21 protein-coding genes and 2 pseudogenes are annotated in these 23,215 nt (G+C 32.0%); 18 read left to right on the top strand and 5 right to left on the bottom strand.

All coding sequences use genetic code 11. The features are described from left to right. The first annotated feature begins 77 nt into the window (after window positions 1-77). The 4 genes and pseudogenes from MHI39_RS21335 (at window position 78) to MHI39_RS21320 (ending at window position 3,891) form a co-directional block, all read left to right on the top strand. Window positions 78-848, top strand: coding sequence for a Cof-type HAD-IIB family hydrolase (locus MHI39_RS21335; protein WP_071977743.1), 771 nt, complete (start codon window positions 78-80; stop codon window positions 846-848). Between the two features lie 385 nt (window positions 849-1,233). Then, entirely contained in the window at window positions 1,234-1,713 is a 480-nt protein-coding gene (locus tag MHI39_RS21330; protein WP_218958262.1) for a hypothetical protein, read from the top strand. A 232-nt stretch (window positions 1,714-1,945) separates the two neighbouring features. Beyond that, window positions 1,946-2,996, top strand: a pseudogene (locus tag MHI39_RS21325) (NAD(P)/FAD-dependent oxidoreductase). Between the two features lie 349 nt (window positions 2,997-3,345). Further along, window positions 3,346-3,891, top strand: coding sequence for a GNAT family protein (locus tag MHI39_RS21320; RefSeq protein WP_058006565.1), 546 nt, complete (start codon window positions 3,346-3,348; stop codon window positions 3,889-3,891). Window positions 3,892-4,060: 169 nt separating this feature from the next. On the opposite strand, the pseudogene MHI39_RS21315 reads toward MHI39_RS21320, so the two are convergent. Next, window positions 4,061-4,195 (bottom strand): annotated as a pseudogene (locus MHI39_RS21315) (MFS transporter); the annotation flags it as partial. A gap of 77 nt (window positions 4,196-4,272) precedes the next feature. Beyond that, window positions 4,273-5,181, bottom strand: a complete 909-nt coding sequence (locus tag MHI39_RS21310; protein WP_078110558.1) for a LysR family transcriptional regulator — start codon at window positions 5,179-5,181, stop codon at window positions 4,273-4,275. 142 nt (window positions 5,182-5,323) lie between these two features. Between MHI39_RS21310 and MHI39_RS21305 the strand changes: the two genes are divergently transcribed. The 9 genes from MHI39_RS21305 to hmpA all read left to right on the top strand — a co-directional run bounded on the left by MHI39_RS21305 (window position 5,324) and on the right by hmpA (window position 17,016). Continuing rightward, complete coding sequence (locus MHI39_RS21305; protein WP_342540149.1) at window positions 5,324-6,343, top strand: alpha/beta fold hydrolase; 1,020 nt, start codon at window positions 5,324-5,326, stop codon at window positions 6,341-6,343. 1,941 nt (window positions 6,344-8,284) lie between these two features. Next, window positions 8,285-9,202, top strand: coding sequence for a hypothetical protein (locus MHI39_RS21300; RefSeq protein WP_342540148.1), 918 nt, complete (start codon window positions 8,285-8,287; stop codon window positions 9,200-9,202). Between the two features lie 15 nt (window positions 9,203-9,217). After that, complete coding sequence (locus tag MHI39_RS21295; protein WP_342540146.1) at window positions 9,218-10,501, top strand: YcaO-like family protein; 1,284 nt, start codon at window positions 9,218-9,220, stop codon at window positions 10,499-10,501. 9 nt (window positions 10,502-10,510) lie between these two features. Beyond that, window positions 10,511-11,311, top strand: a complete 801-nt coding sequence (locus MHI39_RS21290; RefSeq protein WP_342540145.1) for a SagB/ThcOx family dehydrogenase — start codon at window positions 10,511-10,513, stop codon at window positions 11,309-11,311. Between the two features lie 66 nt (window positions 11,312-11,377). Next, window positions 11,378-11,512 (top strand): hypothetical protein, encoded by a 135-nt coding sequence (locus tag MHI39_RS21285; RefSeq protein WP_342540144.1) that lies wholly within the window; start codon window positions 11,378-11,380, stop codon window positions 11,510-11,512. A 79-nt stretch (window positions 11,513-11,591) separates the two neighbouring features. Beyond that, window positions 11,592-13,193 carry an ABC transporter ATP-binding protein gene (locus MHI39_RS21280; RefSeq protein ID WP_342540143.1) on the top strand — a complete coding sequence of 534 codons (1,602 nt, stop codon included), beginning with the start codon at window positions 11,592-11,594 and terminating at the stop codon, window positions 13,191-13,193. Between the two features lie 36 nt (window positions 13,194-13,229). Next, window positions 13,230-14,246 (top strand): DUF4872 domain-containing protein, encoded by a 1,017-nt coding sequence (locus MHI39_RS21275; RefSeq protein WP_342540142.1) that lies wholly within the window; start codon window positions 13,230-13,232, stop codon window positions 14,244-14,246. Next, entirely contained in the window at window positions 14,243-14,698 is a 456-nt protein-coding gene (locus MHI39_RS21270) for a site-2 protease family protein (RefSeq protein WP_342540139.1), read from the top strand. The genes MHI39_RS21275 and MHI39_RS21270 overlap by 4 nt, the downstream gene beginning before the upstream one ends. A 1,097-nt stretch (window positions 14,699-15,795) precedes the next feature. Continuing rightward, window positions 15,796-17,016, top strand: a complete 1,221-nt coding sequence (gene hmpA / locus MHI39_RS21265) for an NO-inducible flavohemoprotein (RefSeq protein ID WP_342540137.1) — start codon at window positions 15,796-15,798, stop codon at window positions 17,014-17,016. Between the two features lie 226 nt (window positions 17,017-17,242). On the opposite strand, the gene MHI39_RS21260 is transcribed toward hmpA, so the two are convergent. The 3 genes from MHI39_RS21260 to MHI39_RS21250 all read right to left on the bottom strand — a co-directional run bounded on the left by MHI39_RS21260 (window position 17,243) and on the right by MHI39_RS21250 (window position 17,784). Continuing rightward, window positions 17,243-17,437 carry a hypothetical protein gene (locus MHI39_RS21260; RefSeq protein ID WP_078110555.1) on the bottom strand — a complete coding sequence of 65 codons (195 nt, stop codon included), beginning with the start codon at window positions 17,435-17,437 and terminating at the stop codon, window positions 17,243-17,245. 68 nt (window positions 17,438-17,505) lie between these two features. Beyond that, window positions 17,506-17,631, bottom strand: a complete 126-nt coding sequence (locus tag MHI39_RS21255; RefSeq protein ID WP_078110554.1) for a YjcZ family sporulation protein — start codon at window positions 17,629-17,631, stop codon at window positions 17,506-17,508. A gap of 75 nt (window positions 17,632-17,706) precedes the next feature. Next, entirely contained in the window at window positions 17,707-17,784 is a 78-nt protein-coding gene (locus MHI39_RS21250) for a YjcZ family sporulation protein (RefSeq protein ID WP_209391946.1), read from the bottom strand. 847 nt (window positions 17,785-18,631) lie between these two features. Here MHI39_RS21250 and MHI39_RS21245 point away from each other — a divergent pair. The 5 genes from MHI39_RS21245 (at window position 18,632) to MHI39_RS21225 (ending at window position 23,137) form a co-directional block, all read left to right on the top strand. After that, the gene (locus MHI39_RS21245) at window positions 18,632-19,615 is read left to right on the top strand and encodes an arsenic resistance protein (RefSeq protein WP_342540135.1); all 984 of its coding nucleotides are present in this window, start codon (window positions 18,632-18,634) and stop codon (window positions 19,613-19,615) included. A gap of 282 nt (window positions 19,616-19,897) precedes the next feature. Beyond that, window positions 19,898-20,338, top strand: coding sequence for an SRPBCC family protein (locus MHI39_RS21240; protein WP_058006571.1), 441 nt, complete (start codon window positions 19,898-19,900; stop codon window positions 20,336-20,338). 311 nt (window positions 20,339-20,649) lie between these two features. After that, entirely contained in the window at window positions 20,650-22,380 is a 1,731-nt protein-coding gene (locus MHI39_RS21235; protein ID WP_078110174.1) for a LytS/YhcK type 5TM receptor domain-containing protein, read from the top strand. Between the two features lie 23 nt (window positions 22,381-22,403). Continuing rightward, window positions 22,404-22,847, top strand: coding sequence for a response regulator (locus tag MHI39_RS21230; protein WP_342540134.1), 444 nt, complete (start codon window positions 22,404-22,406; stop codon window positions 22,845-22,847). Beyond that, window positions 22,844-23,137 (top strand): LytTR family DNA-binding domain-containing protein, encoded by a 294-nt coding sequence (locus MHI39_RS21225; protein WP_342540133.1) that lies wholly within the window; start codon window positions 22,844-22,846, stop codon window positions 23,135-23,137. The genes MHI39_RS21230 and MHI39_RS21225 overlap by 4 nt, the downstream gene beginning before the upstream one ends. Window positions 23,138-23,215: the final 78 nt, after the last annotated feature.

The raw sequence follows: 23,215 nt of genomic DNA, 5'->3' as shown, positions 1-23,215 counted from the left end.
GTGAAAAAAACGGCAAATTCAATGTAAATTGATGTAGTAAGATCAAAAAAAATGTAGCATAATGTGGTGAAAGAAAAATGCATAAGAAATTTATTGTCTTTGACATTGATGGAACATTATTAACGACAGAAATGAAGATTCTCGACAGTACTAAACAAGCTTTGATTTCTCTTAAAGAAAAAGGACATGATATCGGCATCGCTACAGGAAGGGACTATACAACAGCAAAATCGATTGTTGACGAACTTGAAATTGATACATATGTTTTATGTAATGGATCGGTCGGCTATGTCGGTCATGAATTAGCACATGAGGAAATATTCTCAAAAGAATCTATGGTGAAACTAATTGAAATTGCGACGGAAAACAATGATCAGATTGTGTTCCAAACAGTGAACGGATTAAAAAGACATTTCGAAGAACCTGGGGAGTCGTTAATTAAAGCTTACGAAGGTTTAGGATGGTCCCTCCCTGATTATGATGGAATGTTTTGGAGTAATAACCCAATTATTCAAGCTATGCTTTTCTGCAAGCCAGAGGATCTTCAGATTTACACTATCAATGAATTCAGATATGTGAGTTGGCACAAATTTGGTGTAGATGTTATACCTAGAGAGGGATCGAAGGCAACTACAGTTTTGAAAATCGCAAAAGAAAATGGATGTAAGCCTGAAGATATTGTCTTTTTCGGAGATGGCATGAATGACATTGAATTAATAGAATTTTCGGGAATTGGGGTGGCAATGGGAAATGCGGAAACTAAAGTTAAAGAGAAAGCCAATTTAATCACTGATAGTTGTGATGAACATGGAATTTACAATGCTCTTAAGAGTTTGTCATTAATATAACAAGAGAAATACATAAAAATTTATATACACATCGAAAAAATTCTCGAGGACTCTTCGACGTATTCACCTCCTTCTTTAAGTACTTTTCTATTTTTATTAGATAACGATTAATTACGTATTAAATCTATTAGATTGATCAGGTAAGGTAGGAATATTAAGCAAAACTGCGAAAATAAGAGCTTGTTATTTCTCTATTGAGGCAGATTTGTAAAACCAATTTACTGTTCATTCGTAAATAGATTACGAACGAAAAAATAGAGATTCAATCATGAGAAAGGTACTTACATAGGGATTTGCTTTTATTGTAATTTGTACTTTAGGTACTGGATGCGTTCGTATATTAAGGAGTATGCCTTTTTCTGTTGCTCGACTAAAGAAGGAGGTAATGGGGATTTTACTATTTGCCATTTTTTATATCTTAATTATTCCAATGTGTGTATTATTGCACGAAGTAGGTCACGGTCTTGGTGTCGTTTTATCGTCAGGTGCTCGAGCTTCTATTTATTTAGGTAAATTTAATGAAAAAGAAAATAAGAAGAATTTCCATATTGGAAGACTTGATTTTCATATCCAATGGTCCTATTTTGGCTGTTGTTATTCAGCAGGAGACTTAAAGAAAAATCAAGAGTTGGCGTTTTTTATTGGAGGACCTTTGATGTCGTTAATCCTCTCGCTTATCTCTTTTTGGCTATGGTCCACAACTTCGGATGGTGTTTTTCATTCTCTTTTTCAAGGAATAACTATGTTTAGTATAACCCAATTTTTAATAACAGCAATTCCAATTAAATATCCCAAATGGATGGGTTCCTATAGCGGTTTCTCGTCAGATGGATTGCAACTTTTAAAAATATTGAAAAGTAAATAAAATTTTATTCTGCAAATTGTAATCGGTACTTTAAGGAAGGGGCACCGTTTCTTTTTCAGCTAGCGATGGGGCATTCCTTTAATAAGGGATGCTTTAGTCTTATAAAGGAATGTGCATACTAGAGGAATAAGTCCAAAGGGAAAATTGTTAATTTTTAGTTGAATTATTATCTTTTTACACATAATATGAATATATGAACGTATATTCATATTATATCGAGGTGTTTTTAACAATGTATGAAACTATCATTATAGGTGCTGGTCAGGCAGGTATTTCTATTGGATATTATTTAAAAAACATCAAAAAAATTTCTTATTCTTGATAAAAGCTCGGAGATTGGAGAGAGCTGGAAGGAGAGATATGACTCCTTAGTATTATTTACACCACGTATGTATAGCTCTTTACCTGGTATGGAAATGGCGGGAGACAAACATGGTTTTCCGAATAAAAATGAAATTGCCTTGTATTTAAAGACGTATGTACAAAAGTATGAGTTACCAATTAAATTAAATACTGAAGTTACAAGTGTTTCTAAGAAAAGTAATTATTATCAAGTTGGAACTAATAAAGAGGAATTTTTGACCAAAAATCTTATTATTGCTACAGGACCTTTTCAGACACCAAACATTCCGACCTTTTCTAAAAAAATATCAGATAAAATCTTCCAAATACACTCTTCTGAGTATAAAAACCCTTCACAGCTTGCAGATGGAAATGTTTTAGTGGTAGGTGGTGGAAATAGTGGTGCTCAGATTGCCGTTGAGTTATCTAAGCAAAGAAAGACCTTTTTATCTCATAGTAAAAATTTCAAGTTCCTACCACTAATTTTTAATAAAAAAAGCATCTTTTGGTGGTTTGATAGGTTTGGTATTTTAAAAACAAATCATTCATCTTTAATCGGAAAGATTATGCAAAAGAATGGTGACCCTATATTCGGGTATGAATTAAAACATGAAATAAAGAAGAATAATGTGGTGTTAAAAGAAAGGGCAATAGATGTTCAAGACGATAAAATAATTTTTAATGATTTTTCAGCTTTAACTTTTAATAACATTATTTGGGCTACTGGCTTTAAGTATCAATTACCCTGGCTGAATATACAGGAACTTTTCGACAAGGATGGAAAACTCATACATGATCGAGGGAAAACGTCAATAGATGGTCTTTACTTTATTGGCCTACCTTGGCAATATCGACGTGGTTCCGCCTTACTTCAAAGAGTTGGCTACGATGCAGAATATATTGTAAACAATTTAATGAGTAATAAGAATGCAAAGAATTGAAGTATGTAAAAGGAAACTTGCTCGCTTAGGAAAAATACTTACTGAAATAAGGAGGAATTAAACTCTTATCAGATGTTCAGTGTTCTTTAGAAAAAGTAATAATTACACTTAAATGAATCATGGCGTTGATCTAGATAGATTAACGCTTTTTAATTTTTATTTTTAGATTGATAGTTTATAAATAAAGACACTTAAACGAATGTGGGGAGAACTGACTAACAAGAGTTAAAATCAGCTTTTCTTTTTGTGCTAAAAGAGCACAATAAAAATTTACATGAAGATAATAATATACATCATACTCTTTAATAACTAGAATAAAATGGTAGTAAAAAGATGTTGGAGGGGTTCTATGAAGCTAGTAGGGGATCAAATTTATCTTCGACTTTACAAAATTTCTGACGCCAGCGAGTTGGCTAGCTTACAAACTAGAAATCGCGAATTTTTTCAAAGAGTTAGCCCATTACTCCCAGAAGCCTTTTATACAGAGGAATATCAAAAAATACGCCTTCAACAGGCATTAAAAAAGACAGATGAAGGGCAATTATATCCCTTTGGAATCTTTTTAAAAGCCAATGATAAACTTATCGGAGACATTTCATTAACTCAAATTACTAGGGGAGACCTCCAAAGCTGTTATACAGGATTTACCTTAGATAAGGAGTATAATGGAAAAGGCTATACAACGGAAGCTCTTCAACTTGTTGTAGACTTTGCTTTTAGAGAATTAAAGTTACATAGAATTGAAGCAGGAGCAATGCCTGACAATATAGCATCTATTCGTGTATTAGAAAAAGTAGGGTTTAAAAAAGAAGGTATAGCTAAAGAGAATCTAAGGATTAATGGCAAATGGACAGATCATCAAATATTAGCTATCATCAACAGCTTGGATGTGTAAGCCTATAAATGGATGTTGGTACTTATCTAAAGAGTTACTGGGTATCACTCTTTTTTATAGAAGATAGAGTATTTGCTATTTGGAAGTTAAGTCCAAAAGGTTCCTGATGTCGAAATAATGCTACCCCAAAAGTTAGATTTTTGTCCTAACTTTTGGGGTACATTCATTATTAGTTCAAGTATTTACTTTTGGTTTTTGATCCCTTTAATGTAGTATTATTTATGAAATGAACGATTAAAGCGATTAACGGCAGAGCTGTTCCAATAAGTAAAGTTAATTCACTATTAAATTTATAGTAAGTATGCCTTACTACTAAATGTAAATATTAAATTTCTACAAATAACCTACGCAACAGAAGTGAGAAAAATATCAATGATTAGGCTAAACGGTTTTTTTCGCAGCCTCTATAGCTATAACCTCCCTTGCTGCTTCTATGAAGGATAATATGATCGGAGAAAGCCACTTGTCTTTATGCCATGCCATATGAGTATATACGTGCAAGTCCGGAATATGCCATGGAAGAGTAACAAGTTCCCCCCGTTCAACTTCGGCTTCGGCTGTTATTTCAGGAAGAAAAGCAATACCGATTCCCGCAATGGCACATTGTTTAATGGCTTCGGCATTTTGAAACTCTAAATAAGTAATATTATCAATGCCCTTTTGCTCAAATGACCGGTCAAACATGGTTCGGTAGGTACAACCCTTTTCATTAACTAGGAATACCTCTTCTTGAAAATCATCCTGCTGTAAAACAGCTAGTTTCGCAAGACGATGGTCGGGAGCGACGAAAAAGCGGAAAGTTTCTTCCAGCAACGGTTCCACTGTTAGTCCAGTTGAGAGAATGGGTTCGTCCAGCATAAATACTACATCTGCGGTTCCCTCAAAGAGCGTTTGCTTGAGTTGCTGATTTGGAACAGAGCGGAAGATGAGACGAACTCCAGGATAACGTGAACGAAAACGCTGAAAGACTGCTGGAAGTCGATAGGCGCAAAGAACCTCGTTGGCACTTATCGTTAGGGTGCCGCTTATATTTTCATTGTTATGAATGATACTGCGGGCTTCGTCCAACTTGTCCAGAACACTTTGAATATGAGTTAAAAAGCGCTTACCAGCAGTTGTGAGAACGAGTTGCTTGCCCAAACGGTCAAATAGACGAACACCAAGCTCTTCCTCCAATGCTTTGATTTGCATCGTGACGTTGGAGGGGACGTAGTTTAGCACTTCCGCTGCCCGACTGAAATTTAAAGTGGATGCAACCGTACGGAACGTATTCAATTGACGTAATTCCATCATACTACCCCCATATACTTTCAATATTTTTGAATACTACTTTGAATTTTGTTCACTTTTATTGAGGTTACCACGGCTTTATACTAACAACAAGAAATACATTTTAAATATTTGTATTTCATTTTGAAGGGAGAGACAATACATGGATTATGAGATTTTTGAGTTGGGTGACGTAACCTTGCAATCAGGAGTGACGTTACCGAACGCTTTTCTTGCTTATAAAACTTATGGGAAATTGAATAAAAAGAAAGATAATGTGATCATCTATCCAACTGCTTTTGGAGACCAGCATGTTCAGAATGAATGGTTAATTGGAAAAGGAATGGCACTAGACCCACAGAAATATTTCATTATTGTTCCAAATCTGCTGGGAAACGGATTATCTTCGTCACCTAGTAACACACCTCCTCCGTTCGATCGGGCTAATTTTCCACAGGTAACCATCTATGACAACGTTAAATTACAATATCGGTTGGTGACTGAAAAATTCGGCATTCAAAAGATTGCTCTCGTAGTTGGATGGTCGATGGGAGGCATTCAATCATTCCAATGGGGGGCAAGTTATCCAGACATGGTAGAACGAATAGCACCTTTCTGCGGAGGGGCAAAGACTTGGCCGCAAACGTATGTAGTACTTGATGGAATGAAAGCAGCGCTCATGGCAGCAGTTGGATTTGATTCAAGTAAAATTAATAAATTGACCTCTGCAGAAATGCGCGCCGTAGGTCGTGTTTATGCTGGCTGGGGCTTATCGCAGGCGTTTTACAGAGAGGAACTTTATCGGGAGATGGGATATGACTCATTGGAAGGTTTTGTGGCTGGTGTCTGGGAAGATAGCTTTATGAAGATGGATCCGCACAATGTCCTTGCCATGTTATGGACAGGACAATTTGCAGATATTGGTGCAGACCCTGCCTATAATGGAGATTTCGATGAGGCGCTCAAAAGCATTAAAGCGCTTTCCTGCATCATGCCAGGGAGCACGGATTTATTCTGTACAGCGGACGAGAACAAATACGAGGCTAAGCTTATACCTAACGCTGTTTTTAATCCTATTGAGTCAATCTGGGGCCATTTTGCCGGTCGTGGAATCAACAACGTCGATAATAAATTTATTGATGACAATCTAAAACGCTTATTGGCACTAAGTACAAATGAATAGATTATCATGAATCATTGTTGCGGTGGGAAAATGTCATAGAGAACAACAAAAATTGTAAAGCTACATTTCAAAAAAGAGCTAAAATTGATTCCTAGTGAGTTAGTGGAGAAATACATTGGATATAGATTAGATGGCGTTATCCCGTTTACGATCAAGTCTTACGTTGCAAAATATATGGTTGATTATTTTTAGGTATAATGATGTAGAATAGCAGGGTGCTGGAAATGAACAAAGAAGAATTTTCTATGGAGGAATTATAGAGCTACTTAGCTTTTCAAAATTGGTAGATGTCTGAAAGGAATAGTAGAGATTTTTCTCTTGCAAATTCAAATTTTTGTAGTTGAGTAGCAGTATATTGATATTAACGAGTAGATGAAAAGTAATGTTAACCAGCTGTTGTTCTATTCGCTTGAATTAGTAAAGGTAAGTAGATAAAAAAATCTATATATCAGAACAGGGATTAATCATGATATTGATTTGAAGATTTGTCCAAAAGGATACTAATCTATGGAGATAAAAAAAGCTAACATCATGTTAGCTTTTTTTTGGTAATAAATAATTTTTAGAGTATCAGTCCTTGAGCTTAAGACAGTAACCAGGTAATGGTGATGCACCAATTTCAGTAGCAGAAGATGCTGAGCTAAAGTCCACTTATTTGCAGTTGATGATTGTTATCGGATTTGCCTGGCAAAAAGAATATCTTTATTTTTTTCTTTTAGAATATCTAAGATTGCATTGCTTAGTATATCAATATTTTCACCAGTCTTTGAGGAAATCGGACAAACTTTATAATCGTACTTTGTTTTATCTTGTATGTATTTAACAAGACTAGGAATGTCTTCAGCAGCATAATTAACCAGATAATTAGGGGAAATGTTGCATCCGTAGGGTGCTGAAACCAGGATAAATAATAATAGATAAATATAAATACAAGGACAAAATAATATTTGCTGATACACCAAGTTTAGATGATATTAAACATTAAAAATTCAGAGGAAACATTAAAATTCTATAAAAATGCAGATGTGTTCTTCCTTGGTAGAGGATTTCCTAGCGTTTAACATCACAAATCATCGCAAATACTCTCTCTTTTTCTAGTTCCTCATTTAATCAATTTATTTCATCTTCATATGTTTTTTCAAAATTACTTTCATTGAACTTGAATTCAACCATTTGATTAATCCTTTTAACAAATTAAACAAAATTTATATTTCCTGTATGAGGGGGTTAATAATGTTTAACAAATTAGAAATTCTAAAGATTGCATTGCTGAATGTAATAGGAAATTATAAAGTTTACGTGACTTCGGTATTCTAACGGAGTCATCTTTTTTAAATTCTATTGTCTCCTTGATGATTATAGAAAATCATATATTGGTTAACTAATTGTTTTAGTACTTCAAATTTATGTACTTCTTTATAGTCCATTTTATCTTTCATATGTCCAAATAAGGATTCCATTTGAGCATTATCGATGCAGTTGCCTCTACGTGACAATTAATTATGTTTAGTATAACGGGCTTTACTTATAAAAAAAACCCCGAATAGGGCACTTTTATTAAAAGTGTCTACTATTCGGGGTTCCGTTCAAACATAAATTACATGAACTTCTAATTTCATTTTTTTCTAAATTATAAATGCCTCTTAAAGAGATTTTGTTAACTAAAAATACAATTATTTGAAAATTTTATTTAACAAATAGTTGACAATTATGTAAATAATGTAATAATATCAATATAGTAATAAATTTTGAATATATTGAATCTGTGATTTAAAGTAATAATATTTTCATTTAAATCACTTAAGATAAACCTTGTAACGCATGCCTTTAAGCAAGGAGTTATTTGATATCAATATAATTTATTCGAAGAGTATTTAAAATTGACTGAAAAATATAATAATGCCAAAATAATAATTAAAGTAACGGATTGGTAGGTATATTATGGATATTAAAAAAAATTACAAAATAAATAGTAAATGCATCTATTATGAAATTGATTCCCAAATTGACCTTTTGAAAATTTATTCAAGAAAAAAAGAGTTTACACTCAATGGAAAGTCAATCTATGATGTTGTAAATATTTTAAAGTTAAGTGATGAAGATGTAACTCTAGAAGATATTGGGAATAAGTTAGATTTAGATTTCGAATATGTCTATGAAATTGTAAATATTTTAACGGAGTATAACTTAATTGAATTAATTCATGAAGAAAATAAAGTTCCTTTTATGGATAGGGATACTTATCAAAACTTACAAAGTTATTTTACTTCTAAAAATGTAAGTAATGTTAATAATGAAGTATCTGAAATTTATAAGAGGAAAATTGGGATTATAGGTAATTCGCAGTTAAGTAATATTCTTTTTACATACTTAAATAAAATATTTTCAGTAGAAATAATCGAAAATAGTTCAACACTAACCGATAAAGATTTATACATAGTTGTGGATGATCATGAAAACATTGACTTATTTAAACATGTAAGTAAAAAGTTATACAATAAAACGAATTTTTTAAGGATTGTAGTTGATGTAGAAAGCATCCATATAGGACCATTAATCATAGCAAATGAATCCGCTTGTTATAGTTGTTTTTTGAATAGATTAATTACAAATAATGATAATCCTGATCTTTTTGTTAAATACAATAAAAATTTTAGAAAAATAGACAGTTTACCTCAGGAGTATTTGGATATTTGTTTTAATTTAGTTAAATTAGAATTGATTAATTTTTTTAGTAATGCAATACCTTGTAATGTGGTTGGAAATGAATACGCTTTATTTTTTGAAAATATGGAAACGTACCTTTCCCCAGTTTTAAGAATACCAAATTGTACATTATGCTATAAAGAAAGCTTATGATTGGTAGGTTTTGTTATGGATAAGACATTAGTTAAAAAATTATTAGTTGATAATAGAACGGGGATTATTAATAAGGTTGAAAAATTATTCTTTTTACCAGGTTCTATTCCATTAAAAGCTTATCGTGCTCAAGGGAATTTTGTCATAAGAGAAGAAGATAACTTTAAAACGATTAAGCGAAATACATACAACGGTTTAGGATTTTCAGTGTTTTCTGATGAAAAAGCTGAAATTTCTGCTCTTGGAGAATTTGTAGAAAGATATTGTTCAACTTTTGTGACTCAGGAAATTTTAGAAAAATGTATATCTGAGGAATTCGGGAACAAATTAGATCTTACACAAGTAACAACAGTGAGTGAGGAACTTGCTAAAAAGTACAATATAAAAAAATTGACTATTGATCAAGATACTTCGTTCTATTGGGTTCAAGGGATGGATTTACATACAAATGAAAGCATTTGGATACCTACAGATCTTGTTTATCTTACTACCTATATTAAGAATGAGTCACCAATACGTGATATGGTTTCAACTGGAACTGCTACTGGCAATTCCATAAATGATGCTATTATAAGAGGATTATTAGAGTGTATTGAACGTGATGCTATTACAATTATGTGGTTAAATAAACTTTCAATGCCAATTGTCGACAATAATACAATAAATGATAAGGAAATTTCTGAAGTAATTAAAAGGATTGAGGATCAGGGGTTGAAGGTCACTATTCTAGATATTAGTAATAATATTAATATTCCTAGCTTTTTTACTGTAATTGAAAGTAATACTTCACCATATATCTCAACAGGTGCAAGTACAAAATTTAATCGTACAGAGGCACTAATGAGCTCTATTGAAGAAGCTATAGCTATCTACAATCTTTCTTTACTTAAGATAACAAATAATACAATTGATAATTTCGATCCAACCGACATTAAAAATCTAAACGATATGGATAAACACTCAGATTATTATGCAATAAATGACATGAGAAGCAAGATAAGTTTCTTATTTGCAGGAAAAAAAATAAAATGGCAAGAAGATGATAGTAATTATATACACAATTATGAACAATTAATAACTGAATTAAAGAAACTAAATATCGATGTGTATGCTGTAGATTTAACTACTAAAGATATTGAAAAAACTAATTTATATGTTGTAAAAACAATAGTCCCAAAATTTGCATTTTTAGAATGTTCTATTCCTATGGACCAATGCAATCGATTGAAAGAAGTACCTAGTGAGCTAGGGTATGATGTAAATGATGAATTGAATGATTTAATACATCCGTTCCCATAAGGAGGAAGCATGAAAAAGACTCAATTGATAAATCGTGATTATTTACTTGCTAAAGAGTTTCATATAAATACCAAACAATATGAAAAAACATCTAAGAATTATAAATATGGTAATTACGTAGAGGACTATGAATTAAAAAAGGTTGCTTCAAAAGAAAAAATTCCACTGATTAAAAGTGATGTTAATGAAAATGAATTATTTAAATCTATAATTCATCGTAAATCATACGATGAATTGGAAATACGTGTACCTGTAGATAAACAAGTTTTATCAGATCTATTAAACTATTCCTATGGATCTAAACCAAATAATTATCATTTTATTAATACTGTCCCATCTGCAGGAGGAAGATATCCAGTTAGTCTTTATCTTATTTCTTTTAATGTTCAAAATTTACGTAAAGGAATTTATTATTGGGATCCATTTGAACATAATCTTTGTTTAATTAAAGAAGGAAATTACAGAGGAAAATTAAAGGAATCAATTGCTATAAATAAATTAGATATAGAGTATTGTTCATTTGCAATAGTACTAACAGCTGATATCGATAAATCATGTGCTAAATATGGTAATAGAGGTTATAGGTTTGTATGTATGGATGTAGGTTTTGTTTCACAGAATCTTTATTTGCTTAGCAGTAATTTAGAAATTGGAACAAGAGCAATTGGAGGTTATTACGATGATGGAATTAAAAATTTACTTTCAGAGGAAAAAGAAGAGGTTATGTTAGTTCATATTTTTGGAAAAGAGTGTATTACTCCTAAAGAGCAATTAAAGGTTGACCTTTCAAATTATTTCCATCTCGATTAATCAGTCTTGGGTTTATTGGTTCTCCCGAAATAAAAAAACCAAAATAAATAAAAGGGGGAATACTTAATGTCAAGTATTTCAAAAGTAGACTTATCAGTAAAAGAAAGTGGTCAAATTACGCCTATGAAAGATATGCCTGATAACGGTGGCGGCGGTGCTTGCTGCTGTATAGCTTGTATTACTTGTACTAACAACGGGTAATTAATTCTTAAATTCTAAAAGAAACACTTAAGTTTAATTTCTTTAATCTTAAGTGTTTCTTTATTAAAGGCTGGTAATAATGAAAAAATTTCTATTTAAACATTATTTAAAACAAAAAAATAGTATAATAGCATATTTTATTATTCTACTCATTTTATCTTTATTCTCTTCTGTAATCCCTTTAATAATTAAATATATTATTGATTTGGCTTTCAAATCTAATCATAGTTATGCTATTGAGCAAAAATACATATTGATTATTGTGATTTTTATCATATTTATAGTACTTAATATATCTAAAGTCCTATTAAATAATAGGATAATAAATAATTCTAATGTTTTATTAAGAAAAAGTTTAATGAAAAGAATAATGGGGAGCAAATATAGGTATATAGTAGAAAAAAAAGGTGTGATCCTTCAAGTACTAGCTGATGATCTACCTTATTGTCAAAGTATATTAACCTCTGTAATTTTTGAATTAGTTGTCCAAATTTTTACATTTTCTGCGGTGTTGATTATATTATTCAATATGAATATTAATATTAGTATTTTTTTAGTTAGCGCTATTCCACTATATATATTAATTTCAATTTTTTGTGGGAAAAAAATTGAAATTATCAATGAGAATTATTTAAAATTTAGAGATAAAATGAATGAAAATATTAATAATGTAATTTCGAATATTAAAGTACTGAAAAATAATACTGATTCTCCAAATTATGTGGAAAATTTTTATTTAAGTATAAATAGAATTTTTACCTGGTATAAAAAGAAAGGAAAAACAGATTCCTTAATAACAGCACTTTATGTTTCATTACAATCAATTTTGATTATGATAGTTATTTTATATGGTAGTAATCTGGTTCTACATAATAAACTATCCCTTGGATCCTTTATTGCTTTTGTAATGTACTCATTTAGTTTTTTTGGCCCATTACAGGCAATAATTGATTTAATAATCGGGTATAGAACGGCTAAAGTCTCAGTAAAAAGAGTGTATACTTTATTTAATTTACCGTATGAAGAGGATATTCAAACTTCTAATATTAATACAACTACTTTTAGCAATGGGGATATTCTTATTAATGAACTTGACTTAGTAGTAGGAAAAAATCATAAAATTTATGAGAAATTATCGGGTCGGTTCAATAGAGGTTATTTAAATTTTATAAAGGGACATAATGGGGTTGGGAAAACAACTCTTATATATGATTTGTATAGATTATATGAGGTTCCTAATGACAAGATATTTATAGATGGTATTGATATTAATCATATAGATTTAAATACATTACGTAGAAATATAGAAGTAATATATCAGGATGAACAGTATACTAGCGATGTAATAAATATTCCAGATAAGAATATAATTAAAAAATCTAATAGTTTATTAGGAAAAGATATACAAGATTTTATTGAATATTATAGGGATAGCTTTATTAATAAGGAATTTATACAAGAATTATCAGGAGGGAAGCAACAACTTTATAGGTTTATTAATGCAATTGCAAAAGTACCTGAAATATTAATCATAGATGAAGGTTTCTCTAACATGGATGTAGAGACTAAGGAAAATTGTATTAGACTTTTAAAAAAGATACGTAATGAAATTACTATAATTATTATTACACATGATAATGTCAACTACGATGAGTCGGATTACGTATTACAAATTGGATAGCTTTAAATAAATTTATAATGAAGAGGATGAATAGTAGTGAAAATCATTGAAAATTATCCAATAATTATGGGAAAACACTGTGCGTCAACTTCTTTATCAGAAATTATGAAATTTAATGGATATAATTATATGACAGAATCACTAGTATTCGGTATTTCTGGTGGTTTAGACTTCCTTTATTTTAATCAACATTTTGAAGAATATTCAAGGCTGGTTTTTTTCAGAACTCCTATGTTGGAAGTTGACTTTTTTAATAATATTAATAATCCTTACAAGTGGAATTTCAGGAAAGACATTGATTGGAAGGAGATTGAAAACTACATAGATAATAATATACCTGTACTGTTTTTAACTGATCCATCTATGCTTAATCTATTTGATACGAAAATAAAAAGTGCAGCAGGACACACTTTGACTTTAATTGGTTATGATGAAAAAAATGTATATATATCAGATGGACTTAAAGATACTATATTAAAATGTACAAAGGAAAACTTAATTAATGCTATTGGTGAACCTAAACCTGTATTTTATGAAAAAAATATATGGGGACCGGTACATCCAGTTAAAATTAATGAATCAATTGAACAATTAATAGTAAAGGGAGTACAAAGAAATGCATATACTATGCTTTATTCAAAATCCTCATCCAAAGGTATAGCTGCAATTGATAAATTAAAAAATGAAATTGATCATTGGGTTGATTTACCAAATTTCCTTGGTTTATGTTCCCATGTTTATCATTCAATTGAACTTATAGGGACCGGAGGGAATGGTTTTAGAAAATTATATTTAAATTTCCTTATTGAAGCATCAAATTATGTTCGGGATATAGCTAATAGCAAACTAATTGTTATAATGGATAAAATCACTAGACAGTATAGGACCTTATCAAGGGGTTTTTATATGATTTCAAAAAATAAGCAAAGTACTAATACGGGAGATATAAAAGAAATTCTAAATAATATATCAATACTTGAAGAAAGTTTTTGGAGAGAAGTGGAAACTCTATTCCCAGTCTATGAATTTGCTAAGGAGGATATTGTACATTGAATGTATCTTTAGTTTATTTAATATCGGGTTTAATACTATATCCACTTTCAACATTTATACATGAGCTTGGACATGCTTTTTTTGTGAAACTAAATGGAGGAATAGTAAAAGGAATACAAATCGGCATCGGTCCTAAAGTATTTCAAATTGGTAAATTTTCAATAAATAGGCTTTTTTTTATAGGTGGATTATGTCGTTATGAATGGACAAATCAGCATGTTAATAATATTCAAAAATTCTCTGTGCATATTGGAGGGATCCTATTCAATGCATTATTTATTGGATTTCTATTTGTGATTAGAATATTCTTTAATGTAGAATCTGTTTATATAGGCTACTTAAATTTTATAAATTCTCTACTTATAATATTTTGTTTAATTCCAATGTATTATTCAGCAAATGTTCCAAGTGATGGAAAACAATTACTAGATTTATTCCGAAAAAATAAATAAATAGGTTGTAAGCTATTTTTTATTTGGTTAAGTTTTGCCTTTATATCATTTAATGCACATGTACATGTCTTATAATTATGTGAAGAGCCGAGTTTTAAATAGTATATATGTACTTAATCAATTTTCTGTTTTTTAAATAACTATAATCTATTAGGTTTTAGTAAGTTAGGAATACTATTATAAAGTAAAAATAAATGTAATTGTAAACAGTCCAATTTTTAAACATTAATAGTTTAGAAATTGGACTGTTTACATTAACCATTCTGCATACATCCGACTTTGTTATTATTAATTCCAATTACTAATAAGTTGTAAGTTTTAACCTCTTCAATAATAATCTCAGTTTAAGCAAAATATAAATTCTATTTTCAAAGACTTACATTATAAATGTCTTATATTTCTAAGTTGTTCAAAAAAAAACAACAGTTTCAAGTAAAAAAATAGGAATGAGAATCTCTTACTGTATTCTCAACAAGAAAAAATACTACTTCAATTTCTGATCATAAAATATACCTAATAAAGATTGATATCCGGTAGAAGCATTTCAAATTATTAATTATTATAAAAACCATTCTATCTAACTATCCATTGTTCACGACTTTAATGATTACATGACTAAGAATATCTGAAATTACAAAAGCAAAGTGGAAAGTTATTTGTTAAGAAGTTGCCACAGTAGAGTTTTGGCTAAAGGGGTATGGTAAAAGAAAAAAACTTTATTAAAGAGAATTCACCAAATTATTTTGAGAGAATTAAACAGTATAGAAAACGAAGAAAGTTAAGTACTGTAATTGATAAAAGTATGAAACTCCACTATTTTCTGACAGAAACCATAGACATTATATTCAACTCAAAAAATTAGCAACTTTATACAAGGGAATTGGTGAAAAAGTCTGTTTCTGCATACCTCATCGGACGGGGTCTCAATTTCACCCGTAAAAGTAAGTTTATAATAATTTCCTCCAGGATGGCATGAATAGTTAAAAGCACTGCTGAAAGCAACGAGTTATTTACTTATGAAAAGGATAAACTAATTGTGTTTCGTGATGAATGAAAGGAATATTTATACTAATATTTTTATTAAAAGGGTGACGATTATGCTTGATGAAAACACAATTAGTATTGTTCAAACCACTGCTCCTGTGTTAAAGCAACACAGTAAAGAAATCGGGAAAAGGTTCTATACATTATTATTTGATAAAGCCCCTGAATTAAATAACATTTTTAATCAAACGAACCAAAAAAGAGGGCTCCAACAAGAAGCTTTGGGATATGCTGTGTATGCAGCCGGAGAACATATAACAAATCTTGAGGCAATTAAACCTGTAATAGAGAGAATTTCTCAAAAACATCGGGCGATTGGTATAACACCTGATCAATATCCAGTGGTAGGTGAAACGTTATTGCAAGCAGTAAAGGATGTACTAGGTGAAGCTGCTACAGAAGAAATAATTGATGCATGGGGTAAGGCTTATGGATATATTGCGGATGCGTTTATTAGCATTGAAAAAAAGCTTTATGAAGAAACTGAGCATCAACCTGGAGGATGGGAAGGCTATAGAGATTTTTATGTAGATAAAAAAGTGAGAGAAAGCGAAGATGTTACATCCTTTTATTTAAAGCCCAAGGATGGTAAAGGAATTGCAACATATAAACCTGGGCAATATCTTACCATTAAGGCAAAAATTCCAAATGAAAAATATACTCATATTCGTCATTACAGCCTTTCTGAAGCTCCTAATACCAACTATTATCGTATTAGTGTGAAACGAGAGGATGAACATCCGAACACTCCTGAAGGAATTGTCTCGAATTATTTACATAAACAAATTAAAACCAACGACATCCTTCAGTTTTCTGCCCCGGCGGGAGATTTTGTTTTAGATAACAAAAGCACTCCTGTTGTTCTGATTAGTGGTGGTATTGGAATTACTCCCGCTCTTAGTATGTTAAATACTGCTGTAACGGAACAACCTAATCGTAAAATAATATTTTTACACGCAGCGCGGAATAGTAAGTATCATCCTTTTAAAGACCACATTCAGCAATTAGAAAACAATCATCCAAACTTAAAATCCTTAGTTTGTTATGATTCACCAACAAATGAGGATAAACAGGAGAAAAACTTTGATAAGGAAGGATATATTGATTTGGAATTTTTAAAATCTAATGTATCAGACAAAAATGCTGATTTTTATTTTTGTGGTTCTATTCCTTTTATGGATTCTGTTATTAAAATATTAAATGAATGGGGTATACCAGCGGAGCATATTCATTATGAATCCTTTAGTCCAGTGGCTATTTTGGGAGAGGACTAATTAAATATTTAAAGGTTGATTAGTGAGCATTTAAACTAAAGTTGTAAATCACTATTGATTAATTAAGGGAGACAGTCAATCTAACTCGTATTACCAACATCTTTGATAATAATAATGATTATTTTACTATTAGAATCTTATTGACGTGTAAAAGATACTAAGAATTAATGGAGAAAAATCCTGAAACAATGGCCCCTCTCGAATGAGAAGGGCTTTCGAGAATGATTTAAAAAATACGTCTTCTAAAGCGAAATGAAAAGACGAAAATAACTGCTGCAAATGGCATAAATCTTCTTCTGAAACCCGATATCAAGAAGAACCCTCCTGGAGGTGGATCCCCACCAATTACTCCTCGATATACTCTTCCGTCACGCATTCTTACTTCAACTGGTTCTCCTCGATATCTCATCATTGGATTCATTTTGTCACTTCCCTTTTTTTGTATTAAACAAAAGGACAGAGGCTTCTGTCCTTTAGTGGTGTGTTCACTTAATATGACCAATAAGAAGTACCTACAATGATAAGCAAAATAAACAATACAACGATTAATACGAAGGAACTGCCACCACCATATGAGGTTCCGCCATGACTATAACCACCTGCCCCACTCCACATATATACTCACCTCCATATAATAATTTAGAGTTCGTTCTTACATAAGAAGGGTTGTTATTAATCAAATAGAATCAATTAATAACCTCCTCCTACAAAAGAAGTTCCTACAATGATAAGCAAAATAAACAATACTACAATTAAAGCAAACCCCATTCCTGTGCCTCCCATATTCACACCTCCTGTTCATAAACTAGATACTATAATCTATCCACTATTACATTATGTAAATCCTAATATTATGGAATGGACAAACGTAATAAAAAGTAGAAAATCCATGTTTGTCTAATAGATTTAAATCCTATGGAAAAAAGCGTATGCAATAGACATACGCTTTTTTCCGGGAGGTGATCGTTATGGTGGTGGCTGCAGCTAATATATAAATTATGTAGAATTTAATAATCTGCTTGGACGAGTGTATTTGTATTTATAAATTGTAGATTAAACCTATCATTGTCCATAGTAAAAATACCTTCACAATAAAGTCAGACGAGCTAATCCTGGTATATTTATTTCGAGATATTAGTCGAAGTATTTTTGAAAAAATAGATAAACAGTGTGTATCCAATATAAAGTTATCTTATTGGAGAGTAGTAATAATGCAAGAAGTTTTGGTGATACTCCATTTATATTATTTGAGTCAGCATCGAAAACAATGCAAGGTGTTAGAGGAGGTTATTCAACAATGGATTTTCCCGCATTTAGTATAGACAATACTTTTGTTATTAGCATCGTTGAAAAACCTATGATAGAAAATAATTAAAAGATCCCATCTTCATTGAGACGGGTCTCTTAAACTAACAGGAAGGATTAGTTTAATGAGGATATAGATTTCTATGCAATAATTATAACCATTTCTTAGTATCATTTTAATAATATAGGCAAGCTGTTTTAGTGTGTTAGGTACAGTAACCACAGCATTTAGAAATTTCAAGGTATGGTAAACTAAATACACGAATAAAATGCTTTGTTAAAAGGGAATATCGGTAAGAGGGAGTATGCTGTGAAAATTACTAGGGAGACTTTAGAAAATAAGCAAATTTGGATATATGGGGGATCGCTAATTTTTGGAGGGATTATGGGAATCAACAAAGGTATAGGAACTAATTTAGAATGGATGATTTCGCCACTCATCGCTATTCTTATGTATGGAATGTTTGCTCAAATTCCATTTTTAAAATTGCGTGAGGCTATAGCAAATTTCAGATTTATTTCTGCATTATTAATAGGAAATTTTATAGCTGTTCCAATAGTTGTTTGGATTTTAACGGCAATGTTCCCTCAATCACCTCCAATTTTATTAGGGGTTTATTTAGTTTTACTTATTCCATGTATTGACTATGTAATTGTCTTTACTCAACTTGGGAAAGGGAATGAAAAATTAATCTTAGCATCTACACCTATCCTATTTGTCGTACAAATGATATTACTTCCTGTATATCTATGGATATTTATTGGTGAAGAGATGGCAGGAGTTTTTGAAGTAGCTCCATTTCTTGAAGCTTTTCTATTCTTAATAGTTGTTCCCTTAATATTTGCCGTAATTTCTCAAGTATGGGCGAAAAAAAAAGAAATTGGAGTGAAAGTACTAGAGTTTACAACTTGGTTCCCTGTTCCATTTATGGCTTTAGTATTAATTGTGGTCGTTTCCTCTCAAATTGGAAGGGTTTATAGTGATTGGGAATTAATTGTACGAGTCATTCCAATATATATTTTATTTTTAATCATTACACCATTTATATCTAGACTGATCGCCAATATATTTAGATTGGATAAAGGGGCAGGAAGAGCTTTAATATTTAGTACAGGGACTAGAAATTCGCTTGTAGTCCTTCCATTAGCATTAGCTTTACCCGAAAATTGGGCAACCCTAGCTGCTGCTGTGATTGTTACACAAACAATTATTGAATTAATAGGAGAATTAATCTATATAAGAGTTATTCCAAGGTTAATAATTAAAGACCATTCCGAATCTAAAATACAGTAGTTGTTGTGAGTAGTTTGATAGAGAGAACAATTAAAGCTGTATAAAGAAGAAAGGGTCAGCCAGTGAAGAAATGTACTTGGAGTACCGGGTGCATTCCTTTAATAAGGGATGCCCTTTTTGATTATAGGATAGATTAGTAGACGAGCGGTGTTTTCTTAAGTTCAATAATGGAAAAAGGAAGGCTAAATAACAATTAGATATATAAGTTTATGCATTTTTATGTAATAATTATTTTGTGAAATGTAAATTTACTATTTATACATAGTGAAAGTGGGGATCATAATGGCAACGGGAACACATACAGTAGACATTCCAGTAGATGTACAAGCAGTTTGGGATTATGTCAGTGATCTTGAAAAATGGGCGACGTCAGTGCCAGCCTATAAAGAACATAAACTCATCAATGACAAGCAATCTATCTGGACATTTGAAGGTAATGTGAAAGGTATTAAAAAAACAATACAAGCTCAGGTAGATATTACTGAATGGAATGAACCTTCAAATATTAAGTTTGAACTAAAAGGTTTATCAGATAATTTTACAGGAAGCGGTCAATTTACTGCAGAAGATGGTAATGGTAAAACAACAATGACTTGTACGGTGAACGTTCATGCAGGTGGATTAACGGGTGCAGTGTTAACACCAATTATTAAATGGGCTGTTCCAAAAGTAGCATCTCGTTTAACAGAATCTATCGCACGTAAAATAGTAGTATTCTCATAGTTTTCAAAGATTGAAAGCTGAATGATATTGGAGATTTCTTCTAAGTGACGAATGCTATAATAAAAAGTTTCAATAATTAGTGGAAAGGGGCTATCCAAAAGAGGATGGCTTCTTTTTTTAATCCATAATGGAAGCATTTCAAGAATAAGAAAGTGTTCTTTCGTTGAAAATCAATCTATCCTCAATCATTGAGAAGGTAAGAGGTGGTTCTGTTTATTGTTACATAAACGATTTTATTGCTAAGTTTCCTGTAAACCCTTACTATGAAAAAAGAAGTTTATTTAAGAGTGTAGAAGAAACGGAGATTTAACATGTGGGATTTATTATCACAAATGCTTTCACGAATGACGCTCATCATCACGATTGCTTTTCTCTTTACACGGCTGCCTATTTTTAGACAGATGATTTATCGGGATTTAAACATCAAAGGTAGCTTTGTTATGATTATGCTCTTTGGATTATTTGGTGTCATAGGAAATTATACAGCAATCGTCGTCAATCCAGATGCACATGTAATTTCTAACTTATGGAATCCTGAACTTCAAATGGATAATGCCATTGCCGATACACGTAATATAGGCATTATCATTGGTGGCCTGGTTGGAGGCCCAATTGTTGGACTTGGATCAGCATTAATTGCAGGTGGACATCGTTTATTTATGGGGGGATTTATTAGCAATGCCAGTTTTATTGCCTCACTTGTAGGTGGTGGATTAGCTGGACTTTTCGGCCGTAAACTACGTGGAATTGGCTTAATTCGACCTTTACCTATGTTTTTAATTGGTCTTTTGATCCTTATCATTCAAATTCTACTTATCCCATTGATTACTACCCAGCACATGACAGCTTTTCATTTAATTAGCTATACTGGAATTCCGATTATCGTCATCAATAGTATTGGTATCTGGATTTGTGCGATGATTTTTTATAGTGTGATTCAGGCTGAGGAACGAACACGTGCCAACCAAACGGCTACTGCACTATCCATTGCAGACCGGACACTTTCACTTTTCCGTCAAGGGTTAAACGAATCCACGGCATCAAAAGCCGCAAATGTCATCCAACAGTTAACCAATGTCGACCATGTAGCAATTACCCGTGGTATTAGAGAGCTAGCTCATACAGGTGGAAGCAGCAATCCATCTGAGCTTAAATATAGAGAGCAGGTCATTCAAACGGGGAAAATGAAAATCGTTCGATCCTATACGAATGCATTATATCCGCGAAATGCAAATAAGGCGGCGTTTATTGTATTACCATTACTTGTGAAAGATAAAACAATTGGGACGTTAACATTTTATTTTCGCCACCCATTTCTCATGACGTCTGTTGAACGTGAAATGGCAGAAGGACTTAGTAATTTATTTTCTAGTCAATTAGAGCTGGGAGAGGTTGAACGCTATAATCAGTTATTGCAAGATGCCGAAATAAAGGCGCTCCATGCTCAAATTCATCCTCATTTTTTATTCAATGCTCTAAATACAATTGTTGCGCTTTGCCGCATGGATCCTATGCTCGCTCGTAAATTGTTACTTCATTTATCTACCTTTTTAAGAAACAATTTGACAGGACTCACAGACCGTCTTGTACGTATCGAAAAAGAATTGGAAAATGTCCATGCCTATTTCGCATTAGAAGAAGCTCGATTTCCTGATAAATTTGAACTTAGCGTCGAGATGGATCCGAATCTCAGTCATGCTCTTATTCCACCATTTATTCTACAACCGCTTGTAGAAAACGCGATTACCCATGGTGAATTAAAGAACTTGGGGGAGATTGGCAAAATCCACATTAACATTAAGCAACGAACAGAAACGAAACTACAGTTAACGGTGATCGACAATGGAATTGGCGTGCCACCAGAAAGGCTCGTTGATTTAGGCCAGCGTGTTGTTAACTCCACCAAAAACGGAAGTGGGTCGGCACTCTTTAATATTAAGGAACGCCTAACCGCTTTATTTAGCCGGGATGCGACTTTTAACATGGAAAGCAAACAAGGGCAAGGAACTACCGTTTCAATTACATTACCGATACAATTTTAATTACATAGAGAGGTTAGGTAGATATGCTGTATGCGTTTATTGTAGAGGATGAACAATTTGCACGAGAGGAATTAAAATATTTATTAACTGAAACAGGTGATATAGAGATTATTGGCGAGTCCGAAACGATGCACGAAGCTCTATGGGATATTAATGAATGTCAACCTGATGTGGTGTTCCTTGACATCCAGCTGGCTAAAGGAAATGGAATGGAATTGGCGAAACAATTTAAACATATGAAAAAACAACCGATGATTGTATTTGCTACAGCTTATGATGCGTATGCACTTGATGCATTCGATTTGGATGCAATTGATTACATTGTTAAGCCAATTGATGGGGTGAGGCTTCGTAAAACGGTAGACAAATTACTAGTTCATGCACAGTTCCATCGTGGTAAACCGCAACAAGAGGATATACAGCCACAGGGAACAAAAACAATTCCAGTAAAAGACGACGTCGAATGATTATTGTACAAGTTGATGAGATTTATTATATAGGAACAGAAAATCGCCAAACGTATATTAAAACGGCCCAGCATAAATATGAAACAGATCTGTTACTTTATCAAATATTAGAAAAGCTAGGAGATGACTTTTTACAAGTGCATCGAGGGTATATTGTTAATTTAAAACAGGTTTCCGCTATTGAGCCATGGCTTAATCGTGCGTATAATTTAATTTTAAAAGATGGATCAAATGTACCTATCAGTCGCTCCTACGCGAAACATGTTAAACAAAAATTGGGAATTAAATAAGTTGATTGCGTCTTGCCTTCAAAAAATAAAAAATAGCATCCATTCTTTCATTAAAAGGATGGATGCTATTTCTGTAAT

The sequence above is a fragment of the Heyndrickxia sp. FSL K6-6286 genome (genome assembly GCF_038630395.1).
In the GTDB taxonomy this organism is placed as follows: Bacteria; Bacillota; Bacilli; order Bacillales; family Bacillaceae_C; genus Heyndrickxia; species Heyndrickxia oleronia.
Note: the sequence above shows the minus strand (reverse complement) of the source record. Positions and strands in the feature narration are given on the sequence as shown.